Origin of the sequence: Streptomyces panacea (assembly GCF_040560175.1) — a bacterium.
GTDB classification, from domain to species: Bacteria; Actinomycetota; Actinomycetes; order Streptomycetales; family Streptomycetaceae; genus Streptomyces; species Streptomyces panacea.
Window position 1 is genome coordinate 1 of the sequence record NZ_JARJHW010000055.1, and the last position, 23,060, is coordinate 23,060.

The 23,060-nt window shown below is 72.0% G+C and carries 24 protein-coding genes; 11 read left to right on the forward strand and 13 right to left on the reverse strand.

Going from position 1 to position 23,060, the window contains the following annotated elements; translation table 11 throughout:
• Nucleotides 1-111: 111 nt before the first annotated feature.
• Genes P3L51_RS15690 through P3L51_RS15705 form a run of 4 tightly spaced genes read left to right on the forward strand, consistent with a single transcriptional unit; the run spans nt 112 to nt 2,824 of the window.
• Nucleotides 112-534 (forward strand): roadblock/LC7 domain-containing protein, encoded by a 423-nt coding sequence (locus P3L51_RS15690; RefSeq protein WP_354605826.1) that lies wholly within the window; start codon nt 112-114, stop codon nt 532-534.
• On the forward strand, nt 531-890 hold the full coding sequence (locus P3L51_RS15695; RefSeq protein ID WP_354605827.1) for a DUF742 domain-containing protein: 360 nt from the start codon (nt 531-533) through the stop codon (nt 888-890). The genes P3L51_RS15690 and P3L51_RS15695 overlap by 4 nt, the downstream gene beginning before the upstream one ends.
• Nucleotides 865-1,506: a GTP-binding protein gene (locus P3L51_RS15700; RefSeq protein ID WP_354605828.1), complete on the forward strand. Its 642-nt coding sequence runs from the start codon at nt 865-867 to the stop codon at nt 1,504-1,506. Before P3L51_RS15695 ends, P3L51_RS15700 begins: the two co-directional genes overlap by 26 nt.
• Nucleotides 1,507-1,510: 4 nt before the next feature.
• Nucleotides 1,511-2,824, forward strand: coding sequence for a cytochrome P450 family protein (locus P3L51_RS15705; protein ID WP_354605829.1), 1,314 nt, complete (start codon nt 1,511-1,513; stop codon nt 2,822-2,824).
• Between the two features lie 55 nt (nt 2,825-2,879).
• On the opposite strand, the gene P3L51_RS15710 is transcribed toward P3L51_RS15705, so the two are convergent.
• Together P3L51_RS15710 and P3L51_RS15715 are read right to left on the reverse strand one after the other, a co-directional pair.
• Nucleotides 2,880-4,220, reverse strand: coding sequence for a 6-phospho-beta-glucosidase (locus P3L51_RS15710; RefSeq protein ID WP_354605830.1), 1,341 nt, complete (start codon nt 4,218-4,220; stop codon nt 2,880-2,882).
• 60 nt (nt 4,221-4,280) lie between these two features.
• Nucleotides 4,281-4,724 (reverse strand): VOC family protein, encoded by a 444-nt coding sequence (locus P3L51_RS15715; RefSeq protein ID WP_354605831.1) that lies wholly within the window; start codon nt 4,722-4,724, stop codon nt 4,281-4,283.
• Nucleotides 4,725-4,910: 186 nt separating this feature from the next.
• Between P3L51_RS15715 and P3L51_RS15720 the strand changes: the two genes are divergently transcribed.
• On the forward strand, nt 4,911-5,402 hold the full coding sequence (locus P3L51_RS15720) for a GNAT family N-acetyltransferase (protein WP_354605832.1): 492 nt from the start codon (nt 4,911-4,913) through the stop codon (nt 5,400-5,402).
• 13 nt (nt 5,403-5,415) lie between these two features.
• Here P3L51_RS15720 and P3L51_RS15725 read toward each other — a convergent pair whose 3' ends face one another.
• The 3 genes from P3L51_RS15725 to P3L51_RS15735 all read right to left on the reverse strand — a co-directional run bounded on the left by P3L51_RS15725 (nt 5,416) and on the right by P3L51_RS15735 (nt 8,164).
• The gene (locus tag P3L51_RS15725) at nt 5,416-6,192 is read right to left on the reverse strand and encodes a peptidoglycan recognition protein family protein (RefSeq protein ID WP_354605833.1); all 777 of its coding nucleotides are present in this window, start codon (nt 6,190-6,192) and stop codon (nt 5,416-5,418) included.
• A 260-nt stretch (nt 6,193-6,452) separates the two neighbouring features.
• Nucleotides 6,453-7,721 carry a peptidase gene (locus tag P3L51_RS15730; protein ID WP_354605834.1) on the reverse strand — a complete coding sequence of 423 codons (1,269 nt, stop codon included), beginning with the start codon at nt 7,719-7,721 and terminating at the stop codon, nt 6,453-6,455.
• Between the two features lie 95 nt (nt 7,722-7,816).
• Nucleotides 7,817-8,164 carry an ArsR/SmtB family transcription factor gene (locus P3L51_RS15735; RefSeq protein ID WP_435594453.1) on the reverse strand — a complete coding sequence of 116 codons (348 nt, stop codon included), beginning with the start codon at nt 8,162-8,164 and terminating at the stop codon, nt 7,817-7,819.
• 102 nt (nt 8,165-8,266) lie between these two features.
• Between P3L51_RS15735 and P3L51_RS15740 the strand changes: the two genes are divergently transcribed.
• Nucleotides 8,267-9,397 (forward strand): cation diffusion facilitator family transporter, encoded by a 1,131-nt coding sequence (locus P3L51_RS15740; RefSeq protein ID WP_354605836.1) that lies wholly within the window; start codon nt 8,267-8,269, stop codon nt 9,395-9,397.
• 108 nt (nt 9,398-9,505) lie between these two features.
• Nucleotides 9,506-10,768, forward strand: coding sequence for a DUF8814 domain-containing protein (locus tag P3L51_RS15745; RefSeq protein WP_354605837.1), 1,263 nt, complete (start codon nt 9,506-9,508; stop codon nt 10,766-10,768).
• Nucleotides 10,769-10,839: 71 nt separating this feature from the next.
• Here P3L51_RS15745 and P3L51_RS15750 read toward each other — a convergent pair whose 3' ends face one another.
• The 7 genes from P3L51_RS15750 to P3L51_RS15780 form a co-directional block, all read right to left on the reverse strand.
• Nucleotides 10,840-12,150, reverse strand: coding sequence for an MFS transporter (locus P3L51_RS15750; RefSeq protein ID WP_354605838.1), 1,311 nt, complete (start codon nt 12,148-12,150; stop codon nt 10,840-10,842).
• Nucleotides 12,147-13,313: a PLP-dependent cysteine synthase family protein gene (locus P3L51_RS15755; protein ID WP_354605839.1), complete on the reverse strand. Its 1,167-nt coding sequence runs from the start codon at nt 13,311-13,313 to the stop codon at nt 12,147-12,149. Before P3L51_RS15755 ends, P3L51_RS15750 begins: the two co-directional genes overlap by 4 nt.
• Before the next feature lie 205 nt (nt 13,314-13,518).
• Entirely contained in the window at nt 13,519-13,932 is a 414-nt protein-coding gene (locus tag P3L51_RS15760; protein WP_354605840.1) for a hypothetical protein, read from the reverse strand.
• Between the two features lie 167 nt (nt 13,933-14,099).
• A complete protein-coding gene (locus tag P3L51_RS15765; RefSeq protein ID WP_354605841.1) occupies nt 14,100-15,266 on the reverse strand; it encodes an aminopeptidase P family protein in 1,167 nt (388 codons plus the stop codon).
• Nucleotides 15,267-15,369: 103 nt separating this feature from the next.
• Nucleotides 15,370-15,780: a VOC family protein gene (locus P3L51_RS15770; RefSeq protein ID WP_354605842.1), complete on the reverse strand. Its 411-nt coding sequence runs from the start codon at nt 15,778-15,780 to the stop codon at nt 15,370-15,372.
• 89 nt (nt 15,781-15,869) lie between these two features.
• On the reverse strand, nt 15,870-16,277 hold the full coding sequence (locus P3L51_RS15775; protein WP_354605843.1) for a helix-turn-helix domain-containing protein: 408 nt from the start codon (nt 16,275-16,277) through the stop codon (nt 15,870-15,872).
• 54 nt (nt 16,278-16,331) lie between these two features.
• Nucleotides 16,332-16,781, reverse strand: a complete 450-nt coding sequence (locus P3L51_RS15780) for an ATP-binding protein (RefSeq protein ID WP_354605844.1) — start codon at nt 16,779-16,781, stop codon at nt 16,332-16,334.
• 190 nt (nt 16,782-16,971) lie between these two features.
• Between P3L51_RS15780 and P3L51_RS15785 the strand changes: the two genes are divergently transcribed.
• From P3L51_RS15785 to P3L51_RS15795, 3 genes are all read left to right on the forward strand, one after another.
• A complete protein-coding gene (locus tag P3L51_RS15785; RefSeq protein WP_354605845.1) occupies nt 16,972-17,838 on the forward strand; it encodes a helix-turn-helix domain-containing protein in 867 nt (288 codons plus the stop codon).
• A 364-nt stretch (nt 17,839-18,202) separates the two neighbouring features.
• A complete protein-coding gene (rsgA, locus tag P3L51_RS15790) occupies nt 18,203-19,315 on the forward strand; it encodes a ribosome small subunit-dependent GTPase A (RefSeq protein ID WP_354605846.1) in 1,113 nt (370 codons plus the stop codon).
• A 101-nt stretch (nt 19,316-19,416) separates the two neighbouring features.
• The gene (locus P3L51_RS15795; protein WP_354605847.1) at nt 19,417-20,790 is read left to right on the forward strand and encodes a bifunctional transcriptional activator/DNA repair enzyme AdaA; all 1,374 of its coding nucleotides are present in this window, start codon (nt 19,417-19,419) and stop codon (nt 20,788-20,790) included.
• Nucleotides 20,791-20,799: 9 nt separating this feature from the next.
• Here P3L51_RS15795 and P3L51_RS15800 read toward each other — a convergent pair whose 3' ends face one another.
• Nucleotides 20,800-21,174, reverse strand: a complete 375-nt coding sequence (locus tag P3L51_RS15800; protein ID WP_354605848.1) for a PPOX class F420-dependent oxidoreductase — start codon at nt 21,172-21,174, stop codon at nt 20,800-20,802.
• A gap of 491 nt (nt 21,175-21,665) precedes the next feature.
• Between P3L51_RS15800 and P3L51_RS15805 the strand changes: the two genes are divergently transcribed.
• Nucleotides 21,666-23,060 carry an ATP-binding protein gene (locus tag P3L51_RS15805; RefSeq protein ID WP_354605849.1) on the forward strand — a complete coding sequence of 465 codons (1,395 nt, stop codon included), beginning with the start codon at nt 21,666-21,668 and terminating at the stop codon, nt 23,058-23,060.

Sequence of the window (23,060 nt, forward strand, 5' to 3'; positions counted from 1 at the left end):
GGCCGGGCCCCCCGCCCGTACCCCCGAAGACTCCGCCGCGGCACTCGGCGCGCTCCAGACCGGCACCGCAGCGGCACGATCCACCGCCGACCCCGAAGGGAACGACCCGCGATGAGAAGCCGCGACGCCGGCGAAACGGCGTGGGTGCTCGATCCGATCCTGGAAATCCCGCATGTGCGGGCAGCCGTCCTCCTCACCAGGGACGGCCTCGTCTCCGGTTACACGGACGCGCTCACCCAGGCCACCGCCGAACGCACGGCGGCGATCACCAGCACCGTGCAAGGGGCGTGCCGTACGGCCGCCGCCGCCTTCGCAGACCACGACGACGCGGAGATCCGCCAGATCGTCATCGAGTCCGACCACGGCTACATCCTGGTCGCGCCCACCTCGCACGGCACTTGTGTGGCCGCGTACGGAACCTCCGAGGTACGGCTCGACCTGCTCGCCCACCGGGTGCACTCACAGGTGGCCAGACTCGGCGAGAAAACGATGACCGCCGCACCTCGCGCGGCGGAGGGCGGCGCTCCGGTATGACCGGCCGCAGGAGCGGTCGCCCACTCGTTCCCGCCTATCTGTCCACCGGCGGGGTGGCTCGGCCGAGCCACACCGAACTGGAGCGCCTTTCGCTGCTGACCGGGGGTGCCGGGCCCGCCCCCGACGGACTGCCCGCCGCCCGGCACGCCCTCTTCGACGTGCTCGACGGCGGGACTCTCACCCTCGTGGAGGCCGCCGCCCTGCTGGAGCTGCCGGTCTCCGCCGTACGCGTACTTGCCGCCGAGCTGGCGGACCAGGGGCTGGTGAGCCTGCGCGCGCCGGTCCCCCTGGCAGCCCTGCCCGCACCCGACCTGTTGAAGAGAGTGGCCGATGGCCTCCGCGCCCTCAAGCAGTAGCACCGTCGGACCCGGCGTGGACGGGCTGCATCTGCCCGACACCACCAGCGAGTTGGCGAAGATCCTGGTGGCGGGCCCGTTCGGCGTGGGCAAGACCACGCTGATCGACTCGGTGTCCGAGATCCGCCCGCTGCACACCGAGGAACACCTCACCGAGGCGTCCGTCTCCGTGGACGACCTCGCGGGCGTACGCGACAAGACGACCACGACCGTCGCCATCGACTTCGGGCGGATCAGCGTGGACGCCGGGGTCGTGCTCTATCTCTTCGGCACCCCGGGGCAGGAGCGCTTCCGCTCGCTGTGGGCCGACATCGCCCACGGGGCGCTCGGCGCTCTCGTCCTCGTCGACACGCGCCGGATCGACGACTCCTTCGACGTGCTCGGTCTGGTCGAGGAGTCGGGGCTGCCGTACGCCGTCGCGCTCAACACCTTTCCCGACGCGCGCACCTACACGGAGGAGCAGTTGCGCGGTTCGCTGGACCTGGAGCCCGGCACGCCCATGATCGTCTGCGACGCCCGCGACACCAACTCCTCCATCGACGCGCTGCTCGCGCTCGTCCAGTACCTGATAATGGGCCACGCCGTCGGCACCGGCCCCGCCACGGAGAGCCGGTGACCTGGTGACTTCCTATCCCGCGCCCGCGAGGGCCTTCTCCCTCTCGGCGCCGGTCCGGCTCTGGGACGAGGGCTTCGCCGCCGACCCGCACGGCCGCTACGAGGCCCTCAGGGCACAGGGCCCCGTCGGCTGGGGCGAACTCGCCCCCGGCGAGCCCGCGTACATCGTCACCGACCGCCGGGCCGCCCTCGACATCCTGCACGACCCCGACACCTGGCTGCACGACTCCAGGGAGTGGGAGTCCACCGCCGCCCCGGACTCACCGATCCTCAGCATGCTGAAGTGGCGCCCCAACCCGCTGTTCAACGACGGTGCCGCGCACCGGCGTTACCGCACCGCGCTCGTCGACGGCTTCGACCTGGTCGAGCCGCACGACCTGCGCGAGCGCGTGCACCGCGCGGTGGACCTGCTGGTCGGCGGGTTCGGTCCGGCGGGCGGCGCGGACCTCGTGGACGACTTCGCCCGCCCGCTGATGACGCTGATCTTCAACAACCTCTTCGGCCTTCCCGACAGCGAGAGCGCCAGGCTCCACAACTCGATCGGCCGGCTCATGGAGGGCGGCGACGAGGCCGCGGCCGGCGAGGCGGAGTACGGCCGGTACGTCACGGAACTCGTCACCGCCAAGACCCTCAAGCGCGGTGACGACCTGACGAGTTGGCTGATCGACCACCCGGCGGACCTCGCGTACGAGGAGGTCGTCTGGCAGGTCTTCCTCACGATGGCCGCCGGCCACGAGCCCACGGCGAACCTCGTCGCCAACGCGCTGTCGCGGATGCTCGGCAACCCCTCCTACTACTCCACCCTCACCAGCGGCTCCCGGCCCGTCATGGACGCGGTCCTCGAAGTGCTGCGCCACGAGACCCCGTTGGCCAACTACGGCATCCTCTACGCCCGCGAGTCGCTGAGCTTCCACGGCGTATGGGTGCGCAAGGCGGTGCCCGTCATCGTCTCGTACGGAGCGGTCGGCTACTTCTCCGAACAGGACGCCGCCGACGTGCCGCACCACCCGCACGACGCCTCGCATCTGTCCTGGGGCGCGGGCGCGCACAAGTGCCCCGTCAAACAGCACGCGTTGCTCATCGCGACCGAGGCCATCGAGCGGATCACCCAGTGGCTGCCCGACCTGGAACTCCTCACGCCGCGCGACCAACTCACCTGGCGGCCGGGCCCGTTCCTCCGAGCCCTGAGGTCGCTGCCGGTCCGCTTCACACCGCGTACGCCGGACACGGCCGTCGCCACCCCGCACCGAAGTCAGGTGGCCGGCATCTCGCGGCCTCCGACCACGCCCGAGAAGTCGGGAGACCCGGCGGCGGGGTGATCGCGCGCTCCTCGCCGCCGCCGGTCCACCGCCGCCGGCCACCGGCCTCGCCGTGTCAGCGCAGGTGGGCGAGGCCGGGATGGACGTCCGCGTAGCCGTCCACCAGCCGCCGCGCCACGGTCACCGAGTCGACGAGCGGATGCAGCGCGAACGCTTTGACCGCCGTCGTACGCGAACCGCTCTCCGCCGCCGCCAGCACCTCACGCTCGACCGCCTTCACCGCGCAGACCAGACCGGTGGCGTGGTACGGCAGCGGCGCCACCGCCACCGGATGGGCGCCGTTCGCGTCCACGAGGCACGGGACCTCGATGACGGCGTCGGAGTCCAGCACCGAAAGCGTCGTGCCGTTGCGGACGTTGAGGATGAGCGTCGCCCGGCTGTCGTGCGCGATGGCCCGCATCAGCGCGAGGGCGACCTTCTCGTACCCGCCCGATTCCAGGTCCTCGACAGCCCGTTCACCCGCGCCGGCCGCCTCGCGGTTGTGCGCCATGTACGTGGCCTCGCGTTCGGCGCGGGTACGGTCCCAGGTCGCCAGCGCGGGGGTGTCGGGCCGCTCCATCTCCGCGTAGAAAACGGCCTGTTGGTCCCGCAGGAAGGCGCCACGCGTGCGCTCGGCCGCACGGTAGGCGCGTACGGTCTCGCGGTTGAAGTAGTAGTAGTGCAGATACTCGTTGGGGATCGAGCCGAGGGACCGGAGCCAGTCCGCGCCGAACAGCCTGCCCTCCTCGATCGAGCCCAGCAGTCCGGGATCGGCGAGCAGCCGGGGGAGTTGGTCGCGGCCGTCGATGCGCAGGCCGCGCAGCCAGCCGAGATGGTTGAGGCCGACGTAGTCGATGAAAGCGGTGCCGGGGTCGCCGCCCAGGACGCGCGCGACGCGGCGGCCGAGCCCCACGGGCGAGTCGCAGATACCGATGACCCGGTCGCCGAGATGGCGCGCCATCGCCTCGGTGACCAGCCCGGCGGGATTGGTGAAGTTGATGACCCAGGCGTCCGGGGCGAGCCGGGCGACCCGGCGCGCGATGTCGACGGCGACGGGCACGGTGCGCAGCCCGTACGCGATACCGCCGGCCCCGACGGTCTCCTGACCGAGCACCCCCTCGGCAAGCGCCACACGCTCGTCCGCCGCGCGGCCTTCGAGACCGCCGACCCGGATCGCCGAGAACACGAAGTCGGCGCCCCGGATCGCCTCGTCCAGGTCGGTGGTGACGGTGACCCGCGGCGCGTCGGGCACACCCGCCGCCTGGTCGGCGAGTACCCGGGCGACGGCGGTCAGCCGGGCGGTGTCCACGTCGTGGAGGACGACATCGGTGACCCGGCCCTCGGCGTGGTCGCCGAGCAGCGCGCCGTACACCAGGGGGAGCCGGAAGCCCCCGCCGCCGAGGACCGTGAGCCTCATCCGACAACCACCTTCAACGCACGCCGCGGACGTCGCGCCGCGACCGACGGGACGATCCCGTTATACGTCACCGGCGGCTGTGTCACCGGTGGCGGAGCCGCTCACGGGGTCGGGCCGTCGCGCGGGCTCGGGCGACACGGCGAGCGTGAACGAGTGACCGGCCGGATCGGAGTACGTCCGCACGTCGCGCGGGCCGCTGTTGTTCCTGGCCTCCACCGGCCTGGCACCGAGCCCCACCGCCTCACGCTCGGCCTCGTCCATCTCGCCCCGCTTCACGAGGATCCGCAGATGCGCCTGCTGGGAGTCGTCGGGCCGGGGCCAACTCGGCGGCGCGTAGCCGTGATCGCGGTGGACGGCCAGCCGGACGCCGCTCTTTCCGACGACCTCCAGGTAGTCGGGGTCGGCCCACGGGCGGATCTCGGCGTCGAGCAGACCGGCGTAGAACTCGGCCAGCTCCATGGGTTCGGCACAGTCCAGGACAAGGACAGTCGTCTTCTCAACCATGCCCTCGCGTGTACCCGCCGCCATCGGCGACACACGGTGGGACACGGCGACACACGGCGACACACGGCGACACACGGCGACACACGGTGGGACGCGGGTGTGGACCGTGGGTGCGGACGCCTTCGACCGGGTGCCATGTCCGGAAAGCGTTGGCGGTCCCGGCCGGCGCCCCGGCATGCTGACCCCATGCTGATCAGGGAAGCCACCCGCGAGGACTGGGCCGCCGTCTGGCCGTTCTTCCACCGGATCGTCGCCGCCGGGGACACGTTCACCTATCCGACCGACCTCGGCGAGGAGGACGCGCGCGACTGGTGGCTGCTGGCCCCGCCGAACCGTACGGTCGTCGCCGTCGACGACGCGGGCACGGTCCTCGGCACCGCCAAGATGAACAACAACCACCTGGGCAACGGCGCGCACATCGCGAGCGCCAGCTACATGGTCGACCCCGCGCACGCGGGCCGGGGCGTGGGCCGGGCGCTGTGCGAGTACAGCCTGGAGTGGGCGCGGACGGCGGGCTTTCGCGCGATGCAGTTCAACGCCGTCGTGGAGACCAACACGCACGCGGTGAAGCTGTACGAGTCACTCGGCTTCACGGTGCTCGGCACGCTCCCCGAGGGCTTCCGCCATCCGGTGCACGGCTACGTCGGGCTGCACATCATGCACCGCGCGCTCACCTGACCAGAACGAGGCCCTAGTCCTCCGGACGCCCCTGGAGCCGTGCGGCCCGTTCGCGTATCCCGGGGAGCTGTTCGTACAGCGCGCCGCCCGGACAGTGCGTCGAATAGCCGTCGCGGTGCCCCGACACCGTACGGAAGATCTGCCGGGTGCCCTTCTTGTAGCGGCTGCCGTCGTTGGTGGACACCAGCGTCGTCGTACCGCGCGGATCCACCCCGTACAGGCCGAGCTTCCACGCGATCAGCCGGGTGAGCGCGTCGACCATGGGCTCGGGCACCGGTGAGCCGTCGCTGAAGTCGCCTATCGCGGCGATGCCGACCGTGGCGACGTTGAAGCCGAGGGTGTGCGCGCCGACGACCGGGTTGTTGATGCCGCCCGCGCGCCCCTCGTAGATGACGCCGCCCCGGTCCACGAGGAAGTTGTAGCCGATGTCGTCCCACTGCCGGTTGTCGACGTGGTCGACGGCGAAGGTGCGGATGAGACCGGGGACCTCGGGGCGCGTGTAGTCGTTGGGGCTGCTGGTGTGGTGGATGAAGACGGCCTTCACGTCGTTCGCCGTACGCTCCGGCTTCCGCCGGGGCGGGGGCTTCTCCTGCCAGAACGTCCGGGGCTCGACGGCGGGCGCGGCACTGGCCCAGCGGAGCGGGCGCTCCGGGCGTGCCTGCGGGCGCGAGCGAGGGGCGGGCCCGTCCTCGCCGGCTCTCCCGGCGGCGTCGGCGGCCAGGGTGAGGCCCGCACTCGCTGCGGCGGCCCAGCCCATGCCACGAAGCAGCACGCGCCGGTCGATGCTCATGGGGATGAGCGTATGGCGCGCCGCAGGGATCCGCCTCTCTCCCCGGGGCGCGCCGTGTGGCTTTCCGCGGTGGCGGTCGGCCCTCGACGACCGGCGGTGCGACCGTCGGGCCCCGACCCCGGACCGTATTCGAACAGTTCGGCCAGACGGAGGCCGTACCCGCCGTCCCGGCCGGCGGCGGCGGTGATCCCGGCGGATGTGGAGCGGACAGGTGCCGGTCGCTGAGCGGGACCGGCACCTCACCACCTCATCTCAGGCGATCAGGACGTGCGACGGCGGACGGCGACGGCTGCCCCTCCGGCCGCCAGCAGGGCAAGGGCGGCTCCGCCGACGAGGAGCGTGCCGTCTCCGGCGCCGGTCTCGGCCAGCTCGTCGAGCTGGGTGCCGGTGCCGGTGCCGCCCGTGGACCCCGTACCGCCATCCGTACCGCCACTGGTTCCGCCGGTCGTGCCACCACTCGTGCCGGCGCTCGACCCGCCGTTCGTTCCGCCGCTCGTCCCGCCCGAAGCCGCCCCGCCGGCCGACTCGTTGACGACGATCTCGGCCGTGTTGTTGGTGCGGTTCCTGTCGAACGGCAGCGTCCCCCACCGGTGGTCGCCCTTGACGAACGCCACCTCGCCCGTGGCGTTCGCGACGACCTTGTCGATCCGCAACCCGAAGACGTACGCGCGCTCGCTGTCCTCGTCGGCGTAGTTGTACGGCGTGGTGCACCGGTAGGTCGCCGCCGCCTCGGCCGGCTCGCAGAACTCCGGGACCTTCGTGACCTTCGTCCCCTTCGGGATCCCGACGTCGAAGACACCGATCGGCCCGTAGACGTCGTTCCTCGCCCAGGCCGGGCCCTTGTTGGCGAAGGTGACCTTCGCATTCACCGTCCGGCCCGCCGTGCCCTTCACCTTCGAACCGGTCAGCGCGAAGTCCGCCGTGTTCTCGGCGGTGATGTCGACGCCGAGTTCGGGGCCGTGGACGGTGCCGGGCGCCTCGGGCGCGGCCCGCGCGACGAGCTTCAGCACCGGGTCGGCGCCGTCGCCGTGCCGCGTGCCGTCGGGGACCGTGGCGATGCCCGCGAGGATGTTGACGTTGAGCCGTTCGTACAGCGCCCGGTCCAGGATGTTCAGACCGATCGGCTCGGCGGGCTCGTAGACGACGCCAGGCTGAAGGATCTGCTCGATGTCGCACACCGCGTTCATCTGCGCCGGGCCCTCGTCCTGGGCGGGCGTCTCCTCGTACACGCAGTTGGAGTACTTCTTGCCGTAGGCCAGTCCCTGCGAGCCACCGAGGTGGAGCACCACACGCGTGGCGGGCGCGTCGCCCTTGTTCTTGACCGCGAACGACACCTGGGCCGATTCCCCGGGCGCCACGCCCTCGATGGGCGTGGCCGTCTGCTCGAAGACCAACTCGGCTCCGGGCTCGGCCTGTTCGGCGGCGACAGCGCCACCGGGTGCCGCCATCAGCGACCAGCCGACCGCCGCGGCGACGACCGCTCCCGCCGTGAGTCGCAGTGGTGTGTGTGCCTGTGACGCAGCTGTCATGTGCCCCTCCGAGGACCCGCGCACCGACCGAGTGGCGAACCGGGTGTGGAAGGGGAGACACGCGCGGCGAACGAACGGTTGTACGGAAGGTGTCCTCAGTCGTGCGAGGGGCGGCCGTCGAGCTGGTGGTCTGCCAGGCTCAGCGCCTCGTCGACCACGCGCCGCAGATGGCCGTCGCGGAGGCTGTAGACGACCCGGCGGCCCTCCTTGCGCGTGACGACCAGACCGGCGAGCCGGAGCTTGGCGAGGTGCTGGCTCACGGCGGGGCGGGCCGCGCCGGACTTCTCCGTCAGCGTGGTCACGTCCGCCTCGCCGCCCGCCAGCGCGTGCAGCAGGACCAGCCGCGTGCGGTCGGCGAGGACGGCGAAGACCTCCGCGGCGAGGGTGAACTGCTCCTCGCCCGGGATGGGCGGGTGCGCATCATGCGCAGGTGACAGTTGCATGCGTGCGTTCATATGCACATAATGGCGAACGGGGTACGCCGCTGTCCACCCGGCCCCTCCGTTCCCTGCCCGGCCCCTGCCCGCGCGTCGGAAGGTGATCCCATGAACGACCCGCACGGACACTCCCACGCCCCTCATGGTCGCCCCCACGGCCACGCGGACGACCGCCCCCACGCCCCTCACGATCACGATCACGGCCACGCGCACCACGAAGGCCGGGGCGGGCGGCTCGCCCGCTGGCGGCACACCGCCGGCCACCTCCGCACGCCCCACTCCCACGAATCGGCCGACAAGATCGACTCCGCCCTCGAATCGTCGGCGAAGGGCATGCGCGCGCTGTGGGTCTCGCTGGCCGTGCTCGGCACGACGGCGCTCGCGCAGGTGGTGGTCGTGATCCTGTCCGGCTCGGTGGCGCTGCTGGGCGACACCGTCCACAACGCCGCCGACGCGCTCACCGCGCTACCGCTCGCCGTCGCGTTCGTCCTGGGGCGGCGCGCGGCCACCCGCCGATTCACCTACGGGTACGGGCGGGCCGAGGACGTCGCCGGCATCGTCATCGTGCTGACCATCGCCGCCTCGGCCGTATTCGCCGCGTGGACCGCTGTCGACCGGCTGCTCGACCCGCAGCGGATCAGCTATCTGCCGGCCGTCGCCGCCGCGGCCGTGGTCGGCTTCATCGGCAACGAGTGGGTCGCCCGCTACCGCATCCGTGTCGGCCGGGAGATCGGCTCGGCGGCCCTGGTCGCCGACGGGCTGCACGCCCGTACCGACGGCTTCACCTCGCTCGCCGTCCTGTTGGGCGCGGGGGGCGCCGCGATCGGCTGGCGGCTCGCCGACCCGATCGTCGGCCTGCTCATCACCGCCGCGATCGTGTTCGTCCTGCGCGACGCCGCCCGCGAGGTGTTCCGCCGCGTCATGGACGCCGTCGACCCCGCGCTCGTGGACGCCGCCGAGCTGGCCCTGCTGGAGGTCCCGGGCGTACGGGGGGTGGGGGAGCTGCGGCTGCGCTGGATCGGGCACCGGCTGCGTGCCGAGGTCGCGGTCGTGGTGGACGGCGATCTGACGGTGCGTCAGGCGCACCGCGTCGCGGTCGGGGCCGAGCACGCCCTGCTGCACGCCGTGCCGAAACTGACCGCCGCCCTGGTCCACGCCGACCCCGCCACCACCCCCGAGGAGACGGACCCGCACGCGGCGCTGCGTCATCACGCCCCTGCCCGCGTCCGTACCGCGTGAGACCGGGCCCCTTGCCGGTTCGGGCTCTCGCGGGTTCGGGCTCTTGTCGGTTACATGACACCATCACTAGCGTATGCCGGGTTCCATCCCCCACAGGAGGAGACCGGCATGAAGGACCGAGCGAGACCCGCCCACCGGCGCCGGATCACCGCGGCGCTGTCCCTACTCGCCTGCGTGGGTGTGGCTGTCGCCACGCCACCGGCCGGGGCGGCCGACGGCCAGAAATCCACGCGCGTAGCGTCCGCACCGGCCTCCTGGTCGGCGGATCTGACGCGCATCACCTCGGACGACGTCAACGTCCGTTACACGCGGGGCGCGTTGAGCGTCCGGAGCACCGCTTTCCGCCCCGCGTCGGCGGAGGCCGGGCGAGGCTACGGCACCCAGGTGCTCGCCCCCGAAGAACTCGACGCCCCCGTCAACCGGGTCGGCGCCGAACTGGACGTCGACACCCCCTCGGACGCCGACGCCGAGGTGGTTGTCGACGTGCGCGGGCGCTCCGCTCGGGGCGCCTGGACCGAGTGGATCCCGGCGGACCGGGGCCCGGCGGTCCTGCCGCGCGAGGTCACCACCGTGCAGGCCCGGATCACCCTCTGGGACGAGGAGGGAGAGGCCCGCGTCCGGAGCCTGCGGCTGACGGCCGAGAAGGGGGCCGCGCCACGGACATCGGCGGGCGCCACCGCCTTCAGCGCACGGGTCTACGCCACCCGTGAGGGACTCGTCGGCGGTACGACCGCCAACGGCCACATCATCAAGCCGAACGACCACTTCGTCGCGCTGCCCTCGCGACGGGGCCTGTCGCCCAACGGCAGCGGCCAGTACTCCGTACAGGTCTGCGGTCCCGCTCGCTGCGAGACCGCGCCGGTGTGGGACGTGGGGCCGTGGAACATCAAGGACGACTACTGGAACCCGTCCCCGACCCGCGAGATGTTCAAGGATCTGCCCCAGGGCAAGCCCGAGGCGCAGGCGGCGTACGAGAGCGGTTACAACGGCGGCAAGGACGGCTCCGGCCGCGTCGTTCTCAACCCGGCCGGGATCGATCTCGCCGACGGCACCTTCTACAACGTCGGCCTGAACGACAACGGCTGGGTGACGGTCACCTATCTCTGGACCGGCGACCAGACGGGCAAGTCCTTCCCCACCTGGGGCACGGACGTCCGTATCCGTCAGCAGGCGACGACCGCCTCGGCCGAGGTGGCGCGACTGCCCGGACCCACGACGGTCAACGTCAAGTGCCAGGTCCACGGCCAGCGGATCACCGTGGACGGCATCACCAATGACGGCTGGTCCTATCTCCCGGCCTTCGGCGGCTACATCTCCAACATCTTCATCGACGTGGTGGAGGCGTGGCTGCCCGGCGTACCGAACTGCTGAACCGGCGAACTGCTGAACCAGTGAACCGGTGCCCCCCGGGACCGGGCCTTGGCGCCCGGCCCCGGGGGGTCTCAGGCGGTCGCGGTCGCGGGCCGGGTTTCGGACGGGACCGGCGATGCGAGCCGCCCGCCGCGGCGCAGTGCGCCGAGCGCCGCGGCACAGACCATCCCGAGCGCGAACAGCGCCAACCACGGCAGCGCGGAGACGCCGGCCTTCCGCGCCGCGTCGAGTGCCGCGCCGGTGAGGAGATTCCCGAGCGTGATGCCGATACCGCAGATGGTGTTGTAGAGCCCGTAGTGGGTGGCGACGAGACGGTCACCGGCGAGCCGGACGATGGTGTCCATCTCGAAGGGGTACGCGATCATCGTGCCCAGCGCGAGCAGCAGCGCGGCGATCGCCGACGGTACGGCCGCCAGCGCCCACCGGCCGACTCCCGCGCCGGGTACGGGAATCGCGGTGGCCGCGAGGAGCGGCAGGAACGCGAGCCCCATGACGGCAAGCCCCAGGCCGAGCGCGCGTCCCGGCTCCGCGCGGGCCCCGCACCACGCGGTCACCCGCCGCTGGAACAGGATGGTGCCGAGCCCGGAGACGGCGAAGAGCAGCGCCACGGCGGCGGTGCCGAACTCCCCGTCGCCGCCCACCCGTCGTACCTCCAGCGGAAGCGCCAGATAGACCTGGAAGGTCAGTACGTACGAGCCGGTCATCGCGGCCGAGAAGAGCAGGAACGGCCGGTTGGCCAGCACCGAGCGCCATTGGGCGAGCGTGCTCGTGCGTCTGCCCTCCGCGTCACGCACGTCCGCGTCGGCGGCCCGGCGGGCCGGGAGCGCCCGGATCTGGACGATGCTCAGCAACGCGAAGATCCCGGCCGAGACGAGGCAGGTGACCCTGAAGTCCACGCCCGTCAGCACCATGCCCACCAGGGGGCCGAGCAGGATGCCCGCCTGGTAGAAGACGTTGAACAGCGCGAACGCCTCCACCCGGCGCTCCCCGGCGTCGGCCGCGAGATACGCCCGGACGGCCGGGTTGAACAGCGCGCCGGCGAAGCCGGTGGCGGCCGATGCGGCGAGCAGCGCGGGCAGCGAGTCCACCAGGCCGAGCGTCGCGAAGCCGACCGTGCGCAGGACGCACCCGGCGACGATCAGGGGCTTGTAGCCGAACCGGTCGGCCAGCGTCCCGCCGACCAGGAACATCCCCTGCTGGCTGAAGTTCCTTACGCCCAGGACGAATCCGACCAGCCAGCCGGCCAGCCCCAGGGTGCCGGAGAGATGGGCGGCGAGGTACGGCATCAGCATGTAGAAGCCCAGATTGATGGTGAACTGATTGACCATCAGCAACTGGACGCCGCGCTCGTGCGAGCGCACCTGCGTGATCACCCCCTTCACCGGACCTCCTCCGCAAGGGAGTTGGCGGCACCCTCGTGGTCGGTCAGGGTGAGCGGGTCGACGACCTCGGCGCACCGTGTCCAGCGGGTGACCTCCTTCTCGTCGAGCCGGCCGATCACCTCCGGTTCGGCCGCCGGGGCCGCGTCCAGCAGCCCGTACGCGGCGCAGTACTCGTCGTCGTACACCGTGCCGAGATAGCGCTGGGGACCGTCCGGGAAGACCGCGACGATCCGGGAGTCGGCGGACCCGGTCCGGGCCAGCCAGCCCGCCACCAGGGCGACGGCGCCGACGCTCCAGCCGCCGGTGGCGTAGTGGGACGTCGCGAGTTCGCGACAGGTCCGCACCGCCTCGGACGGCGCGACCCAGTGCGCCTCGTCGAAGTTCTCGTACGCGACGTTGCGCGGGTGGATGCTCGATCCGAGCCCGCGCATCAGCCGGGTGCGGGCCGGCTGCCCGAAGATCGTCGAGCCGATGGTGTCCACCCCGACGACGCGCAGCTCCGGGTAGAGCTGGCGCAGCACCCGCGAGATCCCGGCGGAGTGGCCGCCGGTGCCCACGCTGCACACCAGGGTGTCGATATGGCCGAGCTGGGAGGCGAGTTCGAGGGCCAGAGGGGTGTACGCGGCGGTGTTGTCGGGGTTGTTGTACTGGTCCGGGCACCAGGAACCGGGGTGCCGCTCCAGCAGTCGCGTTACGCGCTCGCGGCGCGCCTGCTGCCAGCCGCCGGTCGGATGCGGCTCCGGGACGGTGTCGATCTCGGCGCCGTACGCCGTGAGCAGCCGGGTCATCGACAGCTCCAGCCCCGGGTCGGTGACGAGGGTGACCGGGTGGCCGTGGACGATCCCGGCGAGGGCAAGCCCCAGTCCCAGGGTGCCGCTGGTCGACTCGATGATCCTGCCGCCGGCCACCAACTCGCCCCGTGCGCGGGCCCGTTCGACCATGTACAGCCCGGGCCGGTCCTTGATGCCGCCGGGATTGAAGCCTTCCAGCTTGGCCCAGAAGCCCCGCCCCGCCGGGGCGAAGGGCTCGCCGACACGCAGCAGCGGGGTGTTGCCGACCAGCCCGGAGAGGCTGTGGGCGGTGTGCGGGGTGGCGGCCCTGACCGGGCCGGCACGGAGGGAGGAGAGGGGACGCGTCGGGACGGTGGGGGGCTGAGGGCGCATGGATTCGCTTTCGTTCGCGTGGGTGCGCGATGTCGCGCTCGCGTGTGCCGCGATCGCTGAGGTGGGGATACGCGGAAGCTCGCCGAACGGGTCGCGTGGGTCGCACGGGCCGCACACGCCGAACGGGTCGGGCGGCGGTCAACAGCCGGACCGGCGGGGTGCGTTAGGTGTACGAGGAAGCGGCCGACCGGTTCGGAAGGGCGTTCTACACCCGCAGGATCGCCGGGTCTCTCCACATGCCGGACGCGGGGACGGCGTCGGCCGGTACCGCGAAGGCGGGGGCGTGGACCTGCGTCAGTTCCGCGAAGCCGAGCGGGGTCGTGCCACGAGCGGGCAGGTCGGCGCGGTACGGAGGCTGACCGGAGGCGCAGCTCTCCGACCCGTGCTCGGCCTCGTCGCCGTCGTGTTGGGCGGGCGCGACATCGTGGCCGTCGAAATCCGTCGCCGCCGTCGCGGTCACCGCGGCGAGGGGGGACGCGTGCGCCGCGGCGTTGTGGCCGTTGACGCCGTGCGTGTAGAGCAGCGCGAGGAGAAGTACGGCCAGCCACAACGCCCGCTCCGGGCCCGCCGTTCGGGGGCGGGCCCGGAGCGGGCGTGAAACGCGGAAGGCCGAGAACATACCGTGATCGTAGCGTCACGTTGTGTGTGGTGCGCGACCAACACCGTTGCCGCGGGCCGGCTCGAACGGAGCCCGTCCGGCGATCGGGGACGAGCGCGGCCCACGCGCCGCGCGACCCGGCCGACGTGCCCGGCCAGGACCCGGGCCGCCGCTCCGGCGCTCCGTGCTCAGCCGACCACCGCCAGGCCCCGCTCCGTGGTGTTGAGGCGACGGCCGCCCGTCCCGGTGACCGTCACGATGTCCTCGATCCGTACGCCGAAGCGGCCCGGCAGGTAGACGCCGGGCTCCACCGAGAAGCACATGCCCGGTACGAGCGGCAGTTCCTCGCCCTCGACCATGTAGGGCGGCTCGTGGGTGGTGACGCCGATGCCGTGTCCGGTGCGGTGGATGAAGTACTCGCCGTACCCGGCGTCGGCGATCACCGCGCGGGCCACCCGGTCCACGTCCTGGCAGGCGATGCCGGGCCGCACCGCCTCGCAGGCGGCCCGCTGCGCCGCGTGCACCAGCTCGTGGACGCGCCGCTCCTCCTCGGTGGGCTCGCCGACGTGCACGGTGCGGGAGGTGTCGGAGCCGTAGCCCTCGCACAGACCGCCGAAGTCCAGCACCACCATGTCGCCCTCCCCGATGACCCGTATCCCGGCCTCGTGGTGGGGGTTGGCGCCGTTGGGGCCGGAGCCGACGACGGTGAAGTCGACCTGGGAGTGGCCGAAGGCGCGCAGCAGGTCGGCGAGGTCCGCGGCGACCTCGGTCTCCCGGCGGCCCGCGAAGGGCACCTTCTTGATCTCCTCGTACGCGGCGTCGGCCGCCGCGCCCGCCGCCGCGAGCCGTGCCACCTCGCGCGCGTCCTTCACCGCGCGCAGCATCGGGAGCGCGTTCGCCAACGGCGTGTAGGAGGTGCCGGGCAGGGTCTCCTGGAGACCGATGAGGTGCAGGGCCCAGGTGTTGTCGCTGATGCCGTAGCGGCCGGTGGGGGTGAGCGCGGGCGCGGTCACACCGTACGGGTCGACGCCGTCCGTCCAGTCGCGCAGCGTCAACGCGGGCGCGCCGACGGCCTTCTCCGCGTCGGGCGCCTCCAGCTTGGGCACGACGAGGACGGGGCCGGCGTCCGGGGTGAGCACCAGCAGCGTCAGCCGCTCGGTGTCGGCCGGCGGCTGATAGCCGGTGAGCCAGACCATGTCGGGGCCGGGCGCCACGAGCACCCCGGCCAGCCCGGCGCCGGTGGCGTCCCGCACCGCCCGTTCCATCCGGGCGCGGTAGTCGTCGGCGGTGAAGGGTGCGAGGTGCGCCGGAGCCCCGGCGGCCGGGTGTGCGGTGGATGCGTCGCTGCCAGTCATACGGCCATCCTGCCGCCGCGGCCGGGCGCTCCGCGACCCTGTTGTTCCCCCGACCCGGGCCGTACGGGGGCAAGGCCCGGGTCGGGGCCCTGGTCGGGGCCCGCTACGACTTCGGCTGGGTGAAGCGGATGCTGTTGCCGAACGGGTCGCGCAGGCCGCAGTCGATGCCGTACGGGCGGTCGGTGGGCTCCTCGGTGAACTCGACGCCGCGGGCCAGCAGCGTCTCGTACGTCTTGCGGCAGTCGTCCGTGCTGAAGATGAGCGAGCCGCCCGTAGCGCCCTTGGTGACCAGTTCGCGGACCTGCCGCGCGGTCTCCTCGGACATCGCCGGAGGGCCCGGCTTCTCCAGCAGGATCTGGCGGTCGGGGTGGCCGGGGACGTTGACGGTCAGCCAGCGCATGAAGCCCATGTCGATGTCGGCGCCGACCTCCAGGCCGAGCGTGTTGACGTAGAAGTCGAGTGCCGCGTCCTGGTCGAGGACGTAGATCTGTGAGTGCGTGATCGAGGTGAACATGTTCTTCACGCTACGGCGCGGACCGGGCGAAAACTTGTCCAGAACTGCTCAGTCGGCGGCTCTCAGTGCGACACGGGCGCGTGGGCCGGTCAGGCGCGCGGGCGTGTCCACGCCATCGTGAAGCACGTCGGTACGCCCATGGCCGCGGGCGCCGCCGCCTCGCGTTCCTTGCGGTACGTCCTGGGCGGCCGGCCGACGATGTCGTGGAAGGTGCGGCTGAAGGTCGCCGGGCTGCCGAAGCCGACCTCGTAGCAGATGTCCGTCACGCTGCGGTCGGTCTCCCGCAGCAGGAACATGGCGCGCTCGACCCGCCTGCGCTGGAGATAACGGTGCGGCGTCTCGCCGAACGTGGCGCGGAAGGTCCGCGTGAAGTGCGCCTGCGACACATGGGCGATCCGCGCCAGCGCCGGGACGTCGAGCGGCTGCGCGTAATCACGGTCCATCGTGTCCCGCACGCGGAGCATGCGGCGATTGGTCTCTTCCACGGCGCGGCCCACGGCACCATCACACCACGGCCCGGCCGGGCGCGGTGCGCCAGGCCGTGTCTAGGCCTAGGGATGGTCCGTCGGCTGTGTGCGCAGCCGGGCCCAGAACGTTGTCGAGTCTCCCCCCTCGTACCCGTGGGCATGGGCGAGCGCGGCGACGATGGACAGACCACGGCCGGATTCGCCGGCGTGATCCGGGTCCGGGTCGAGCCCCTTCGTCGGGTAGGGGACACGGCCGTGGTCGCTGACACTGATCGTCAGGGCCCCCTGGCCCCGGTGGAGCGCGATCTGAACGGGACTTCGGCCGTAACGGATCGCGTTGGTCACCAACTCGCACACCACGAGCACCGCGTCGTCGACGGTGGCACGCGGCAGCCGCCACCGCTGGAGCACACCGGCGGCCTTCCTGCGGGCATGAGCGGCCTGCGTGGGATCGGTGTCCGGCAGCGACCACACGTGCCGGTCCGCACCGGGGAGCAGGCTCTGGACGATGGGCTGGACAGCAAGAACTTCCATGATCCTCTCCGGGGGACGAAACTCTCCGATCCCACAGAAACGTCTGTCGCCACTTCACGGAAGGGTCCGGGAGTGACCGGACACCGCGGTGTCCGGTCCTTCGGCGTGCTGCCACGGCCACGGAGAGGCAGGATGGGAAGCGCCGATCGGCAGCGACGTCGCCGGCGGCGTGGGTCCCGGAGGTGGCGAGATGGGGAGAGCGGAACTGCCCCCTCAGGCGGACATGCCGAAGATCATGCGTACGTGGCGGGCCCGCCGGAATCCCGACGACATTCCCGGGATGAGCGCCCTGCCCCGGCACCGGCACCGGCGCGGGCGGCTCACGCAGGGCATCATGGCCGACCTGCTCGGAGTGGACGAGCGCCACTACCGGCGCCTCGAACACGGCGAGGGGCGGATCAGCAAGGACCTCGTCAGGGACTGCGCCCGGATTCTGGGCCTGAACCCGGCCGAGGCGTCCGCCCTGTACGTCTGGTCCGGTCACCAGCCCCCGCGGGCGGTCGTCCCCGAACACCCGGACGTCCCCGAGGACCTGCTCGGGATGCTGCACCACATCGGACACGGCGCCTACTGGAGCGACGACACCTACACCGTTCTCGCCTACAACCGCCGCGCGGCCTGGCACTGGCCCTGGATGCAGCGTCCCGCCGCCAACATCATGGAGGAACTGCTCGCCCCCGCCTCCCAGGGACGGGAGCAGTGCCGGCAGTGGGAGACCCACTGGGCGCCCTACATGGTCGCCGAGCTGCGCCGCAGCGCCGTCGTGGACCTGGAGCACGACCGTATCCAGCGGGTGGTGCGCCAGGTGCGGCGGTCGGCGGAGGTGCGCCGCCTCTGGGACGGGGACGAGCGGGCGGAGATGAGCCTGCACCCCTACGCCACGGTGCGCCCGATGGTCCTGCCGCTCGCCGGCGCGGTCCATGTGTCGGTGCAGGCGCTGGCGCCGCTGGCCCACCCCGGTCTGCGGATGATCGTCGGTATCCCCGTCGACTTCACGGAGCCGGATCTGCCGCTGGGTCCGCCGCCCCCGCCACGGCCCGCAGACGCAGAGCGGTAGTGGTGAAGCCGGGCCCGAACGCGACCGCGAGCCCGTCGCCCTCCGGGATTTAGGGCGAGGGAAATGGATCGCCCGCGTATCGGCCGATTCGCCCCGCGTGCGCCCCTGAGGAACGGCCGCTAAATGGGGTGGCGGGCCCCGCCGGGAAGGCGCTAGGTTCCCTCATGTTCCGAGGGGCCGATCCGGTCCTCTCGGCCGTGCCGTGTGTGATCCGGGAGGTGTGTACCGATGGCTGTCCACGCGATGGGCGTTGCCCGCAATCAGCTGATCGTTCATGTCACTTCCGTGGTCTCCGGCTGACCTTTCCCATCTTCCGCGCCTGATCGGCGCGTGTGCCGGGGCCGCCCTTGTGAAGGGTTTCCCCTTGTCTCTCCCTGTTGCCTTCTCCGAGGCTTCTTCCACTTCGCATCCGCTCGCCCCCTACGGCTGGGACGACGCCTGGGAGGCGGAGTTCGTCGCGTACGCCACGCGGGGTCTGCTGCCCGGCCGTGTCGTACGGGTCGATCGAGGTCAGTGCGATGTCGTCACTCCCGGCGGCATGGTGCGGGCCGACACCGAGTTCGTGGTGCCGCGCGATCCGCTGAAGGTCGTGTGCACCGGCGACTGGGTCGCGGTCGATCCCGGCGGCGATCCGCGGTACGTACGGACGCTGCTGCCCCGTCGTACCGCTTTCGTACGGTCCACCTCCTCCAAGCGCTCCGAGGGCCAGATCCTCGCGGCCAACGTCGACCACGCGATCATCGCCGTACCGCTCGCCGTCGAGCTGGATCTCGGGCGTATCGAGCGCTTCCTGGCCCTGGCCTGGGAGAGCGGCGCGCAGCCGCTCGTCGTGCTCACCAAGGCCGACCTCGTACCGGACCCGACCGGTCTCTCGTATCTCGTCGAGGATGTCGGGACCACCGCGCCCGGTGTACAGGTCCTCGCCGTCAGCGCGGCGACGGGGGAGGGCGTCGACGTGCTCTCCGCCGTCGTCTCCGGCAGTACGAGCGTGCTGCTCGGTGTCTCGGGCGCCGGGAAGTCCACCCTCGCCAACGCCCTGCTCGGCGAGGACGTCATGGAGGTCCGCGCCACCCGTGAGGTGGACGGCAAGGGCCGGCACACCACGACCACCCGCAATCTCCTCGTGCTCCCCGGCGGCGGCGTGCTCATCGACACCCCCGGGCTGCGGGGCGTCGGGCTGTGGGACGCCGGGCAGGGCGTGGGGCAGGTCTTCGCCGAGATCGAGGAGCTGGCCGAGGGGTGCAGGTTCCACGACTGCGCCCACGGCAGTGAGCCGGGGTGCGCCGTGCTCGCCGCGCTGGAGGACGGTTCGCTGCCCGAGCGGCGGCTGGAGAGTTACCGCAAGCTGCTGCGCGAGAACCAGCGCATCGTCGCCAAGACCGACGCCCGGCTGCGGGCCGAGATCCGGCGTGACTGGCGGCTCAAGGGCGCGGAGGGGCGCGCGGCGATGGAGGCCAAGCGCGGGCGTATCCGGTAGGCGTGCCCGGAGCGGGCCGGGCCTCCGACGGGGTCCGGCCCACTCCCATGTCCGAATCCCGCCAGTGCTGTCTCCGGAAGCGGCGCAGACTGGACGGTGTGATGGACGAGGAGACCCGGTACGAGGCGGTGGCCAGCCGCGACGCGCGGTTCGACGGCGCGTTCTTCTTCGCCGTCCGGACCACCGGCATCTACTGCCGGCCCAGCTGTCCGGCGGTCACCCCGAAGCGCGAGAACGTCCGCTTCTACCCCACCGCCGCCGCGGCCCAGGGCAACGGCTTCCGCGCCTGCCGCAGGTGCAGGCCCGACGCCGTACCCGGGTCGGCGGAGTGGAACGTACGGGCCGACGTCGTCGGCCGCGCCATGCGGATGATCGGCGACGGGATCGTGGACCGTGAGGGCGTACCCGGACTGGCCGGGCGGCTCGGCTACAGCGCGCGGCAGGTCCAGCGCCAGCTCACCGCCGAACTCGGCGCCGGGCCCGTCGCCCTCGCCCGCGCCCAACGCGCGCACACCGCGCGGACGTTGCTCCAGACCACCGTCCTGCCGGTCACGGAGATCGCCTTCGCCGCCGGATTCGCGAGCGTGCGCCAGTTCAACGACACGATCCGGCGGATCTACGCCCGCACGCCCAGCGGCCTGCGCGCCGAATCGCTCACCCGGGGCGGACGGGCCCCCGCCGCGCCCTCCCTCGCCGGTATTCCGCTACGGCTCGCGTACCGCGGTGCCTACGCGGCGCGCGACATGTTCGACCTGCTCGCCGACGAGGCGCTCCCCTTCGTCGAGGAGGTGACCGGCGAGCCCGGCGCCCGCACCTACCGGCGGACGCTGCGCCTGCCGCACGGCCCCGGCGTCGTCTCGGTGGACGAGACGCTTCCGTCCACCGGGACGGCCCGCTCCGGGTGGCTGGAGGCCCGGATCCACCTCGCCGACCTGCGCGACCTCACCACCGCCGTACAACGGCTGCGCCGCCTGCTCGACCTCGACGCCGATCCGTACGCCGTGGACGAGCGCCTCGGCGCCGACCCGCTCCTCGCGCCGTTCGTCGCGGCCCGCCCCGGACTGCGGGCGCCGGGCGCCGCGGACCCCGAGGAGTACGCGCTGCGCGTCCACGCGGGCCCCGCCGGGGCGCGGCGGCTCGTCGCGGCGTACGGGGACCGGGTCGAGCGCCCGTGCGGGACGCTCACCCGGCTCTTTCCCGCACCGGCCGCCCTGGTGGACGACCCGGTGGCCGGTCCGCTCGCCACCGCCCTCGCCGACGGCACCGTACGGCTGGACGCCGGAGCGAGCCGGGACGAGGCCGAGCGGGCGCTGCTCACCGTGCCCGGTGTGAGCGCCCGGACGGCGGCGCTCATCCGGATGCGGGGTCTGGGCGATCCCGACGTGGCACCGGACGGCGAGCCCGGTCACGCGGCGTGGCGGCCGTGGCGTTCGTACGCGGTCCGGCACCTGCGTGCGGCCGCCGCGGTCGGCTGAGCGCCCGGATCAGCCCGTTTCGTCCAATCCCCAACTGTGAATCTTTCGTGGATGGATCCTGATGAGTTCCTCACTGAAATGCGGCCCCAATTCGTGGGGTCCGGTGAGCAATTCGGCCTCACCCCGGATGTCCACGCCGCGTACCTTCCACGGCTTCAGGCTCACGATGTCGTCGACCACGAGTGCCACCCGGGGGTTGGACCGGAGGTTCCGCCACTTCTTGGTGGTGCCAAGCGCGTAGCCGCCGACCAGGATCGTGCCGTCCGCCTGGGGGAAGAAGCCCACGGGGTTGGCCTGCGGCTGGCCCTTCGGGTCGACGGTGGCCAGCCGGCCCAGTCGCTGGGAGGAGAGGTACAAGCGCTCGGCCTCGCTGAATTCGGTCATGACTCCAGCCTCACACGCCCGCCCCGCCCCTGCCGGGGAGCTGAAACGCGAGCGACTCATGGTGCAGCAGTTGCTCCCCACCTGGCCCTATTTCTTCCCTCATGATCATCGGGGCCTGCCGACACGCGCTGTGAGTTGCAGGTCAACTCCCCTAAACTGACGACGCTTTGGCGTGATCTCTTAACGAGATTCGGCAGCACTTGATGGCGGAAGTATCTGAGTCGCCCCCGTCCGCCAAGGAGTCCCGATGAAAGCCGAGCAAGCATGACCGGTGCAGCGGTTGTGTCGGAGGCCGGCGGTTGTGAGGCGCGGAAGGGACGAACTCTGTGTACCGGAAGGACGATCTCTTCTCCATGCCCCGCACACGGTCGCCCAGGGCCGGCGGACGATCCGCGTCGCTCCTGGACGCACACCACCCCCACGGGCGGGGCACGCCGACCGCATCGGCGTACTCGCCCGTTCCCCCCTCGAACCCCTAGGACGCTTTTTCCGTGACCTCTCCCTCAGAACCCGCCCTTGCGCTCGGCGCCGTGACCGTGGTCATGGCCGCCGTCGCACTGCTGCTGGCGCTCTCTCGTCGCAAACTGGTGCGACGGTGCAGAGAAATGGACGCGGCGCTGAAGAGCGCCGAATCCCGCACGCGCGGCGCCGAATTCCGCTCGCATGACGCCGAATCCCGCAAGCGGGGCGCCGAGGCCCAGGAGGAGCGGTTGCGCGCCGAGGTGACGCATCTCGTCTCCGCCCGGCTTCCGGCCGTCCCGCTCCACCTGATCAGCTCCCACCACCCCATACCCGGGCTGCTGCACGAAGAGGGGGCAGGGCCCGGGGACGCGGAACTCCTCGACTCCGTACTCACCCGGGTCTCGGAGATGGTCCTGAAGGAGCGCCGTCGTGTGGACGCCGCCGCCCGTGCGGCCCTGCGCGGCGCGAGCCAGGACTCGCAGGCGCTGTCGTACCGGCTCCAGTCGGAGCTCGACGCCCTGCAGAGGGAGTTCACCGGGTCGCGGCACCTGACGCACCGGATGCTCACCGCCGACCATCTCAACGAGCAGAATCTGCGTCTCATCCAGCGGACCGCCATCGTGTGCGGCGCGTGGCCGGGGCACGTCCGCAAGGACACCTACGTGGCGGAGATCGTCACGGGTGCCTCCTCCCGGCTCCGTGGTTTCGACCGCATCAAGATCAATTCGCGGATCGCCTCCAACGTCGGGATCGTCGGCCGTGCCGCCGAGCCCATCGCCGTGGCCTGCGCGGAGCTGATGGCCAACGCCCTGGAGCACTCCCGTGACGACCTCGCGGTGGATGTCAGTCTGATCCAGAGCGGAAACGGCAACGTCTGCATCACGGTCGACGACGCCGGCAAGGGGATGACCACGGAAGCGGCGACCCGGGGCGCGCGGCTGGTATCGGCCGACACCCAGGACGTCATGCTCACCGAGCTCGGCGACCCGCCGTCCCAGGGTTTCGCCGCGATCGGCCGCCTCGTCGCCGACTACGGCTTCGACGTCTCCATCGACCATCCGTCTCCCTATGGCGGGGTGCGCGCTGTGGTGACCATTCCCCCGAACCTGCTGGCCTCGATCGACGAGGAGGCCGAGCCGCCGTCCGCCATGGTTCCCCACGCGGCCGTGGCGCCGAAGGCGGAGAGGCGGCCCACCTCGGTCCCCGAGAGCGCGGGGGACGACGAGAAGCCGCGCACTCCCGTACCGGACAGTGCGGACGGTCTGCCACAGCGTCGCCGCCGTGGCCCCTCGGCACCCGGCGGCGGACTCGCCGCTCCCACCTACCGCGCCCCGGACCCGGAGCGGTCCCTCAAAGCCTGGAGTGAATTCCAGGACGGCCTTGAAAGCGGCCGAACCGGTACTGATTCGGAGGAAACGCAGTGA

Bases quoted from the DNA above. Each gene is read 5' to 3' on its own strand.
- P3L51_RS15695 (WP_354605827.1), top strand. From the start codon at position 531: ATGACCGGCCGCAGGAGCGGTCGCCCACTCGTTCCCGCCTATCTGTCC.
- P3L51_RS15755 (WP_354605839.1), bottom strand. From the start codon at position 13,313: ATGCGCCCTCAGCCCCCCACCGTCCCGACGCGTCCCCTCTCCTCCCTC.
- P3L51_RS15770 (WP_354605842.1), bottom strand. From the start codon at position 15,780: ATGTTCACCTCGATCACGCACTCACAGATCTACGTCCTCGACCAGGAC.
- P3L51_RS15800 (WP_354605848.1), bottom strand. From the start codon at position 21,174: ATGACCGAATTCAGCGAGGCCGAGCGCTTGTACCTCTCCTCCCAGCGA.
- P3L51_RS15760 (WP_354605840.1), bottom strand. From the start codon at position 13,932: ATGTTCTCGGCCTTCCGCGTTTCACGCCCGCTCCGGGCCCGCCCCCGA.
- P3L51_RS15715 (WP_354605831.1), bottom strand. From the start codon at position 4,724: ATGGTTGAGAAGACGACTGTCCTTGTCCTGGACTGTGCCGAACCCATG.
- P3L51_RS15785 (WP_354605845.1), top strand. From the start codon at position 16,972: ATGGGGAGAGCGGAACTGCCCCCTCAGGCGGACATGCCGAAGATCATG.
- P3L51_RS15720 (WP_354605832.1), top strand. From the start codon at position 4,911: ATGCTGATCAGGGAAGCCACCCGCGAGGACTGGGCCGCCGTCTGGCCG.
- P3L51_RS15795 (WP_354605847.1), top strand. From the start codon at position 19,417: ATGGACGAGGAGACCCGGTACGAGGCGGTGGCCAGCCGCGACGCGCGG.
- P3L51_RS15700 (WP_354605828.1), top strand. From the start codon at position 865: ATGGCCTCCGCGCCCTCAAGCAGTAGCACCGTCGGACCCGGCGTGGAC.
- P3L51_RS15740 (WP_354605836.1), top strand. From the start codon at position 8,267: ATGAACGACCCGCACGGACACTCCCACGCCCCTCATGGTCGCCCCCAC.
- P3L51_RS15780 (WP_354605844.1), bottom strand. From the start codon at position 16,781: ATGGAAGTTCTTGCTGTCCAGCCCATCGTCCAGAGCCTGCTCCCCGGT.
- P3L51_RS15735 (WP_435594453.1), bottom strand. From the start codon at position 8,164: ATGCAACTGTCACCTGCGCATGATGCGCACCCGCCCATCCCGGGCGAG.
- P3L51_RS15710 (WP_354605830.1), bottom strand. From the start codon at position 4,220: ATGAGGCTCACGGTCCTCGGCGGCGGGGGCTTCCGGCTCCCCCTGGTG.
- P3L51_RS15730 (WP_354605834.1), bottom strand. From the start codon at position 7,721: ATGACAGCTGCGTCACAGGCACACACACCACTGCGACTCACGGCGGGA.
- P3L51_RS15690 (WP_354605826.1), top strand. From the start codon at position 112: ATGAGAAGCCGCGACGCCGGCGAAACGGCGTGGGTGCTCGATCCGATC.
- P3L51_RS15725 (WP_354605833.1), bottom strand. From the start codon at position 6,192: ATGAGCATCGACCGGCGCGTGCTGCTTCGTGGCATGGGCTGGGCCGCC.
- P3L51_RS15765 (WP_354605841.1), bottom strand. From the start codon at position 15,266: ATGACTGGCAGCGACGCATCCACCGCACACCCGGCCGCCGGGGCTCCG.
- P3L51_RS15745 (WP_354605837.1), top strand. From the start codon at position 9,506: ATGAAGGACCGAGCGAGACCCGCCCACCGGCGCCGGATCACCGCGGCG.